The sequence below is a fragment of the Oligoflexia bacterium genome, from assembly GCA_035326705.1.
Classification (GTDB): domain Bacteria; phylum Bdellovibrionota_G; class JALEGL01; order JALEGL01; family JALEGL01; genus JALEGL01.
Window position 1 is genome coordinate 1 of the sequence record DAOLES010000013.1, and the last position, 7,656, is coordinate 7,656.

The window sequence follows — 7,656 nt, forward strand, 5'->3', positions numbered from 1 at the left end:
TCTCTACCAGAAAACGACTTATCCACTCCCCAAAGTAACCGGGTACCTTTTCATTAAATAATTCTAATTCAGTCGACTGTCCCCGGAACTCTAATCATAAGCACCCTTTTCATTTCAAGATTTTTTATAGGCGTATTTTTTGGATACAATACTTCAATATTTAACTTCATATATAAAAATACACCTAGAACCATTACTATTGGGAACAAGCACTATAATATTTCCATTTACATGATTATATGCCAGGCACCTAAACAGGCATCTAAACTTCAGAAGGCATCATATCTACTCCCCAAAGTAACCGGGCACCTTTTACTAAGAAATTCCATCAAAAAGAAATTTAAAAGCCAATACCAATAGTACGGCTCCACCAATCAAATTGAAAAGTGAACCAATTTTCTTTGATGCAAACTTAGCTATTTTCATCCCAATCATCGTAGAAAAAAATGCCCAAAGCCCAATTGAAAAAATGTAGGGAGTTAGAGGCTTACCTGATGATCCGAGACTGACCCCCACTGCAAAAGCATCTAAACTCGTGGCAAAAGAAACTATGATTATTTTTGTGAAACTATGAAATGACTTAACCTTTTGGTCACTCTGATTCACGTCTCTAAGTTCTTTAAGGCCGTCAACACTCATGTGTGTTGCAACAAAGAAAAGAAGTAAAAATGAAACCCAATGGTCAAATGAGTCGAACTCCGAAACTACTTTTGCTCCTGCAATCGCCCCTAAAAACGATACCAAAGCTTCGGCTCCTCCAGAAGAACAGGCGAATTTCAAAGCATCACTAGCTTTATGAGTTCTTGTTCCCAAGGCCAAAGCTGCAGAAAAAGAATCCGCAGAAAGAACTAAACCCACAATTATAACTTCAAAAATATTTATCATTTAATCCTCACTTTTTAGTTTTACCGTGAGGTTATTCGATAGAAACGAGACAACACGGCAATTAAATTAACTACCCATGCTAGTCTCGCCAACAAGATCAAATCTTGCAGCTACACCGGAGGAATAACCCCATTATGTCGATATAGCTTTTGCTTTTTCATTGCAACTGACTACTCCCTAACTATTTTGAAAATAAAAACTTAAGAGCCTGTTGTCAATGATGATGTTTTATGTGAGTAACATCTTTCCACTAACTATTCTCTTTTAATCGAAATATCCGAAGTCCCATAACAATTCCTCAAAAAGATGCCGCTCCAAGCAAAAAAATTGAATCATACCCTACTAAATGACTCAAATATTACTTCGACCATATGATTGCAGTGATGCGCTTCGCTGCAGACAATATAGGATCAAAATAAATAAAAGTTTTTAGGCTCTTTCACAATTAGTAATCTTATCTTTTCTCTTTGTTCTCTATGTATCCCAGATATCTTCAATAACAATACTATATTCATCTCCACATTTTTTATACCCTAGGTCTTCCATATCTATTGGGATGTACTTAGATATTTTAATTATCCTGGTGTTTTTCCCCTGGTGACAATGCGCTCTCCTTTCGCTTTAGAATCATTTATATGATAAAACACATCTGCGTGTCGCTTTGAAACAGCTAGACCATTAACTTCGGGCAAATATTCTACATCTAGACTATGATGTTCTTTAATCACACTCAAAATAGCACAATGAGTCGTTGCTGAAGCTTCACTAAAAATGATGAAAAACAAACATAAAAGTATAAATATTTAAATAGACTTCATCAATATTCTTTCTTTGAAGTAATACCTAAAAATTTAATGAACATAAACCATCTTCGTTCCAATTCTATCACAATTGTATCACTCCCCTAATCTAAGTTTAAACGATCAAAATAATATTCAAATAAAATTTACTGTTTGTTTAACTTGTTTATTGAATCAATTAGGCTATCAACATCTTTGTTTAAACCAACAACTTTATTTTTAATAACTCCGCTCTGATCCATCAAAAATATGATATTCGAGTGAGCAATATCTCCATTTTGTAGTTTTTTGTAATTTACTCCTAGCACTACCGCCAATTCTTGTACGGTGGCATTATCAGATGTAATCAACATCCATTTGTTTAAGTTCATTTTTCGTTTTTTTGCATACTCTTTGAGTTGTTTTGAAGTATCTTTTTCTGGGTCAAATGAAATTAGCAAAAATTTTACATTAGATATTTTTATTTTTTCCATCTTCTTTTCCAGGTCCAACATTGTCGAAGTGATAATTGGACAAGCATACCCACAACTCGTATAAACCATTGCAAATATAGTAGGTTGAGATGAAAGGTCTTTTAACTGAATCGTTTTTCCTTCCTGGTTGGTCCATTTTGAATCCAATTGGAAAATCGACATTTCAGGAAGCGTATCTTCTGTTTTCATTTCCATATTGGTGTGATGCTTGTGATTATTTTTATTCGCCTCATCTCCATTGGATGCCAAAGTTGATGACGCTAGCAAAATGCAAATCAAAAAAACAAAACATTGATAGAATAAATGGTACTTCATAGCTTTTCTCCAATCGTTTTAACACATCGAAATCCTAAATTTTTTACACAAGAACGACCTTGTAAACTGCTCCTCAATGCATAACGCATAAAGGCAGGATAATTTTCTTTATCTTGGCTGCTTAAAGATCCACTTCCACAAAACAAACCTCGATTCAAAGACGAATCTTCTCGAGATTCTCCTGTAACAAGTACTGTATTGAAATCAAAAGTCCATTCCCAGACCAAACCAAATAAATCATGTATCCCAAGGGAATTTTTTGACGTTGAGCCTACGTTGGGCAAATGGCTTTGGGTTGGCTTAGAGTACCATTCTAAAATCCGTGCTCGCAAAGCCTCTTTTGCTTTTTGACTCTTCTTTTCTTCAATCTGAGCCATATATTCCCATTGATCTGTATTGGGTAAGGTTTTTTCTTTAGATTTGCAAAAAGCTTGCGCTGCAAACCAAGAAACATTGCTTACTGGCGAATTCTTGGAAACATCTTTTCCGATTTTCAAAGGCCTCTCCCAATGTTTCAAGTAATTTTCATCTGCAAAAAGCTTAGACACTTCGTTCTTCTGCCACTTTGAATGTTTTTTTACAAACTCGAGAAATTCTTGATTCGTTACTGGATATGGGTCTACAAAAAACGATTTGATATAAATTGGTTTCTGTCCATTATTCTCTTTAACGAATGGAACCCACTGACCTTCCGGAACACGAATCATTTCTTTTACTAACTCAGCCTTTAAAGAGTCTGTCCAAGTTAAAAACATAAGCAGACTCCATAAAAGTACTCGCATCAAATCAATACGCTCTTGTTTAGTGTCCAGAAGCATTAAGATCACCTTTAGTTTCTTTCACTTCTGATGGCTTCACCACTCCCCCTGAGTTTCCCCAGGAATTATAAACATAGGTCAAGACATTCGCGATATCCTCGTCAGATAAAGACAACGACGGCATAACACTGTTGTACGTTGCTCCATTAACTTCAATCATTCCACTCAAACCACCTTTGACGACTTTGATTGCTCTTATTTTATCGGCATTCAAGTAATCTGACTTCGCAAGAGGTGGAAAGGTTGAAGCTAAGCCTTCCCCATTGTTTTGGTGACAGGCTGCACAGTTTTGTTGATACACAGATTTTCCAAGCCTGATTTGATCTGCCTTATTTTTAGCAACCGGTTTATTTGTTATAGACTCTTCAATTTCCTGAATGGCTCCACCTTCTGGAAGATAAATTCGATCGTCTTGTTTTCCAGAATAAACATCTTTGTTTTCATCTCCTTCAACCTTGATCATTCCCAAAGCACCTTTATTAAAGGCTCTAAAAATAGAGTGATCCACCAGAATAAACGTACCTGGAGCTTCAAGCACGAACTCAGTAATCGCAGAACCTCCTGCTGGAATTAATGTGGTTTGTACATTTTCATTAATCGTAAAACCACCTTCTGGATATACCTTATCAAATATCTCCCCAATAACATGAAAGGAAGACGCCAGGTTTGGACCACCGTTCCCCACGTAGAGACGAATTTTTTCACCCACCCTGGCACTTAGAGATTGATCTCCTGTCATTGCACCAACAGCGCCATTAAATACCACGTAATCGGGTATTTCGGTCAACGCTTTTTCCATGCTAAAAGGCTGGTGTCCTTTGTCGCCGTATTTCCCTTTTGTATAAAACTCACTCTGCATCACGTAAAATTCTCGATCAACTTTAGGTAAGCCTTTTTTAGGCTCGACCAGAATCAAACCATACATTCCATTAGCAATATGCATCCCAACAGGCGCGGTTGCACAGTGATAAACATACAGACCTGGATTTAACGCCCTAAAAGAAAATACTGATGTGTGACCGGGCGCTGTAAATGAAGATGTTGCCCCTCCACCCGGTCCGGTCACAGCATGCAAATCAATATTATGCGGCATTTTACTATCAGGGTGGTTACTCAAATGAAATTCAACCATATCTCCTTCACGTACTCGAATAAACTTACCCGGGACTTCCCCGCCAAATGTCCAGATTGTATAATCCACACCATCCATCAATTTTGCAACTTTTTCTACCGTTTCCAGCTTCACAATGACCTTTGTCGCGTGTTTTCGAGTGATTGGAGGAGGCACATTTGGAGCATGCGTTAATACCGCTTCTTCTTCTCCTTTGATTTCCTCAAGGGAGCTTGCTCTGTTGGTTAATTCAACATTTGCATTGTCCTGGCATCCTACTAGAAAAAAGGCTCCAACAATAATAGTAAATACGCTCTTAATAAGTTTCATTTCTTCTCCTTTACTGAACAATCTATATTTGTGAACCCACAATTATATAATAATTAACGTTATCATGATCAAACTCCATTCTTTTTCTCACTTTTGAACTCTGCCAAACAAAATATTTCAGGTATTAAAACTACACTCCAAATAAATATAGCTGCCAACCACAAAATTGAAGCATAAGCCAAGTGACTTGTGTATTGATTGGGCCAGATAATAGCCGTAATCCGTGTGGCTGCCGATAACACCAGTAAAAAAACAAAAGTGGGAATCATTTTTGACGTAGATTCTAACGCCGTCCCCTGGCTATTATGTGCCAGTGTTACACGCGTAGCAATTAGCAGGGTCAATAAAGAAAACCCGCTGATAAAATAACCATGTGCACTATGCGAGTATCCATAGTTCCAACACAATGGCAAAATGGCTGAAAAAATAAAAAGCCAGGTTGTAAGCCAAATTCCCATACTCAGACGGGTTCGTTTGGGTGGAAGACGATAAACTCGCCACATTTTGAATGCAATATATAGGATGACGCTTAGTCGAATCCACAACGCAAGTTCATTAAGATAGTTTTGCAAAAAGTAACTTCCAAAAAACAGCAACACCAAAGCCATGATGCTTTTAGGCACCACTTTGATAAAAGAAATTGGTTGCTCGTATACCTTACGTTGATGAGAAACAATCTCTTCCCAACCCAAGATCCCAGGAATGAGACGGCCGCCTACTCCAATAATTAAACCCAACAGGATGCCTTCGGATTGCAAAGTTGACCAGGTCACACTCCATCGACCCAGATCAATGCAATCAAGAGCCGCAAGTCCTTGCAATAAATTACTGATAAACCAAAGCACAATACTGATACCTACAAATAAAAAAGTGTACGGTGGGTTTTCAGCCCGTTTCAGAAATCTTTTCAATCCAAATACGATCAAAAATATACATAGCAAGCTGACAAATAAATGATGGGTACCGAGCTTAGTAAAAGCCAAAGCAATGGTGCTGACAATCAAAAGAACGAAACCACTCCATACTTCGTATGTCGAAGCAAAAGGAGTTTTGGTAAATCGAGGTATGGCCGTCATTAAAAAACCTACAACGAAGGCCAGCATAAATCCGTTAATCATAATGAATTTATGCCAAATCAAGGGATAACCTGATTCATTCCAAAGTAGTTTAACCCAGGGTGCTATGCCTAGAATTCCAAGAACAATTCCGGCTGAAAAAAAAACTCGGAAGGGATCTTTATTAATTTTATTTTGAAACATTTTGATCATAATCCACACATTTTTCGTTTAACATCCTACCTACCATTTGCATTTGACTAAATGAGAGGGATGCTTCAACGGCAGGAAACAGCTCTCTTTCTTCAAACCGAATATGTTTTTCCAATAAATCTGCAAGATTTGTCAAAAGGTCGCGACTAAATCTCTTGGTTTTATCTTTTAAATTTGAAAAACACCTTCTTAGCTCCCGATGCTGATCATAGAAGGTATCCATCAGACCTACATTACTATCACTTGAATTTTTATATGCTGGGATTAAAATGCTTTCCTCTATCTCAAAATGAGGTTCGATCACCTTCTCCCATTCATTGAGCAGCTTGGTAACCACTTGGTCTACTTTTAACTCTCCTTTGATGGCTTTTCTTATTTGAAATACCTGAAACAAGTTATGGTGGTGTTCAACTGATAAAGGGCGTAACTCATCACTTCGTTTCATATATTGCTTCTCTTTCGACCAAAAGTTTCATTGTTTGATTAATTCCTCTTACTGCACCGATATTCGTTCATGTGTAGTTCCGTCACATATTCCTTCATTCTACCTCCCCACTGATACACTTAACTTTAAACTTTCTGCAATTCGTTGACTTCGCTCTACATATTTTTGAGCAATCTCTACTTCATGAACTTCATGCGCGGTTTGTGCAAATAGGTCTAGCCATCGATCAAAAAGAGCCATATCAAATGTCGGTAGAATGCGATGTTTCTGATGAGGGTTTCCGTGATAGCGTCCTGACCCCAACATTATTGAAGACCAAAAGTCGTACATAATATGGAGATGCTTACTCCATGCTTGGTCATTGGTTCCAATAGTTCGTTCAAACACTGGACCCAAATCCACATCTTCTCTCACTTTTGAATAGAAGCGATCTACAAGTTTTTTAATAGATTTCTCAGTAATTTTATCCATTTATGACCACTTCCATTGCAACAAAAATGCTGCAAAAAAACATAAAACAAGTTTGGCCATTTCACCCCAAACATAAAATTGATGTAAAGAACTTCTCGCTAGCTGTTCTCCTTGTAGAATGAGATGAATTCTCTGATCAAGTTTGGGCAACAAATAAAATGTACCCACAGCCAAAAGGAAAAATAAAGCCAGATTAAATATCTGAAAATGTGGTTTTTTTATGAAGAATGTGACTACGATAATGAGAATCAAAATTCCCCACTCAACTTTGTTAAACACATGAAATGTTTCTTTTCCTACCTCCAGAGCAATTGGTAAGGTAAGACGACTGGCTCTAAATTTCACAGGAGTTGCTAGAAATGAGACCCCTACAATGAGTCCAAAATAAAAAATGTATATTGCAGAAAGAAAAAACTTCATTTCAATTTAACCTCAATAATATGCATTTAATTTACATATTATAAACATATATACAAAATACATATTTTGTGTCAAGTTTAAAGAAAAATTTCAATATGAGAATTACAAATTTTACAGATTATGCTCTTCGCACCTTGATGTACCTTGCAGTCCATCAAGATCGACTCTGCACTGGAAAGGAAATTGCTAATTTCTATGAAATATCTCTTAACCATATTGTAAAAATAGTTCATCGTCTAGCTACCGAGGGGTACATCGAGACACATGAAAAAAGTACCCAGTTACTTTGGGGAGCTTTCGGTATGTAAATTGCTTTATTT

Annotated in this window: 9 protein-coding genes; 1 reads left to right on the top strand and 8 read right to left on the bottom strand. The window is 37.0% G+C overall.

Going from position 1 to position 7,656, the window contains the following annotated elements:
- Positions 1-315 precede the first annotated feature (315 nt).
- The 8 genes from PKC21_10780 to PKC21_10815 form a co-directional block, all read right to left on the bottom strand.
- Positions 316-885, bottom strand: a complete 570-nt coding sequence (locus PKC21_10780; protein ID HMR25821.1) for a manganese efflux pump — start codon at positions 883-885, stop codon at positions 316-318.
- A gap of 946 nt (positions 886-1,831) precedes the next feature.
- Positions 1,832-2,473, bottom strand: a complete 642-nt coding sequence (locus PKC21_10785) for an SCO family protein (GenBank protein HMR25822.1) — start codon at positions 2,471-2,473, stop codon at positions 1,832-1,834.
- Positions 2,470-3,228: a formylglycine-generating enzyme family protein gene (locus tag PKC21_10790; protein HMR25823.1), complete on the bottom strand. Its 759-nt coding sequence runs from the start codon at positions 3,226-3,228 to the stop codon at positions 2,470-2,472. Before PKC21_10790 ends, PKC21_10785 begins: the two co-directional genes overlap by 4 nt.
- 46 nt (positions 3,229-3,274) lie before the next feature.
- Positions 3,275-4,732, bottom strand: coding sequence for a copper-containing nitrite reductase (nirK, locus tag PKC21_10795; GenBank protein HMR25824.1), 1,458 nt, complete (start codon positions 4,730-4,732; stop codon positions 3,275-3,277).
- 68 nt (positions 4,733-4,800) lie between these two features.
- Positions 4,801-5,991: an NnrS family protein gene (locus tag PKC21_10800; GenBank protein ID HMR25825.1), complete on the bottom strand. Its 1,191-nt coding sequence runs from the start codon at positions 5,989-5,991 to the stop codon at positions 4,801-4,803.
- Positions 5,978-6,445 carry a hemerythrin domain-containing protein gene (locus tag PKC21_10805; protein ID HMR25826.1) on the bottom strand — a complete coding sequence of 156 codons (468 nt, stop codon included), beginning with the start codon at positions 6,443-6,445 and terminating at the stop codon, positions 5,978-5,980. The genes PKC21_10800 and PKC21_10805 overlap by 14 nt, the downstream gene beginning before the upstream one ends.
- Before the next feature lie 99 nt (positions 6,446-6,544).
- Positions 6,545-6,916: a group III truncated hemoglobin gene (locus PKC21_10810; protein HMR25827.1), complete on the bottom strand. Its 372-nt coding sequence runs from the start codon at positions 6,914-6,916 to the stop codon at positions 6,545-6,547.
- Positions 6,917-7,336 carry a hypothetical protein gene (locus tag PKC21_10815; protein ID HMR25828.1) on the bottom strand — a complete coding sequence of 140 codons (420 nt, stop codon included), beginning with the start codon at positions 7,334-7,336 and terminating at the stop codon, positions 6,917-6,919. It lies immediately after the preceding gene.
- Between the two features lie 95 nt (positions 7,337-7,431).
- On the opposite strand from PKC21_10815, the gene PKC21_10820 reads away from it, so the two are divergent.
- Positions 7,432-7,644, top strand: a complete 213-nt coding sequence (locus tag PKC21_10820) for an Rrf2 family transcriptional regulator (GenBank protein HMR25829.1) — start codon at positions 7,432-7,434, stop codon at positions 7,642-7,644.
- Positions 7,645-7,656 lie beyond the last annotated feature (12 nt).

Excerpts from the sequence above, each read along its gene's own strand:
- PKC21_10790 (HMR25823.1), bottom strand. The coding sequence starts at position 3,228 with ATGTTTTTAACTTGGACAGACTCTTTAAAGGCTGAGTTAGTAAAAGAA.
- PKC21_10815 (HMR25828.1), bottom strand. The coding sequence starts at position 7,336 with ATGAAGTTTTTTCTTTCTGCAATATACATTTTTTATTTTGGACTCATT.
- PKC21_10800 (HMR25825.1), bottom strand. The coding sequence starts at position 5,991 with ATGTTTCAAAATAAAATTAATAAAGATCCCTTCCGAGTTTTTTTTTCA.
- PKC21_10805 (HMR25826.1), bottom strand. The coding sequence starts at position 6,445 with ATGAAACGAAGTGATGAGTTACGCCCTTTATCAGTTGAACACCACCAT.
- PKC21_10810 (HMR25827.1), bottom strand. The coding sequence starts at position 6,916 with ATGGATAAAATTACTGAGAAATCTATTAAAAAACTTGTAGATCGCTTC.
- nirK (HMR25824.1), bottom strand. The coding sequence starts at position 4,732 with ATGAAACTTATTAAGAGCGTATTTACTATTATTGTTGGAGCCTTTTTT.
- PKC21_10780 (HMR25821.1), bottom strand. The coding sequence starts at position 885 with ATGATAAATATTTTTGAAGTTATAATTGTGGGTTTAGTTCTTTCTGCG.
- PKC21_10820 (HMR25829.1), top strand. The coding sequence starts at position 7,432 with ATGAGAATTACAAATTTTACAGATTATGCTCTTCGCACCTTGATGTAC.
- PKC21_10785 (HMR25822.1), bottom strand. The coding sequence starts at position 2,473 with ATGAAGTACCATTTATTCTATCAATGTTTTGTTTTTTTGATTTGCATT.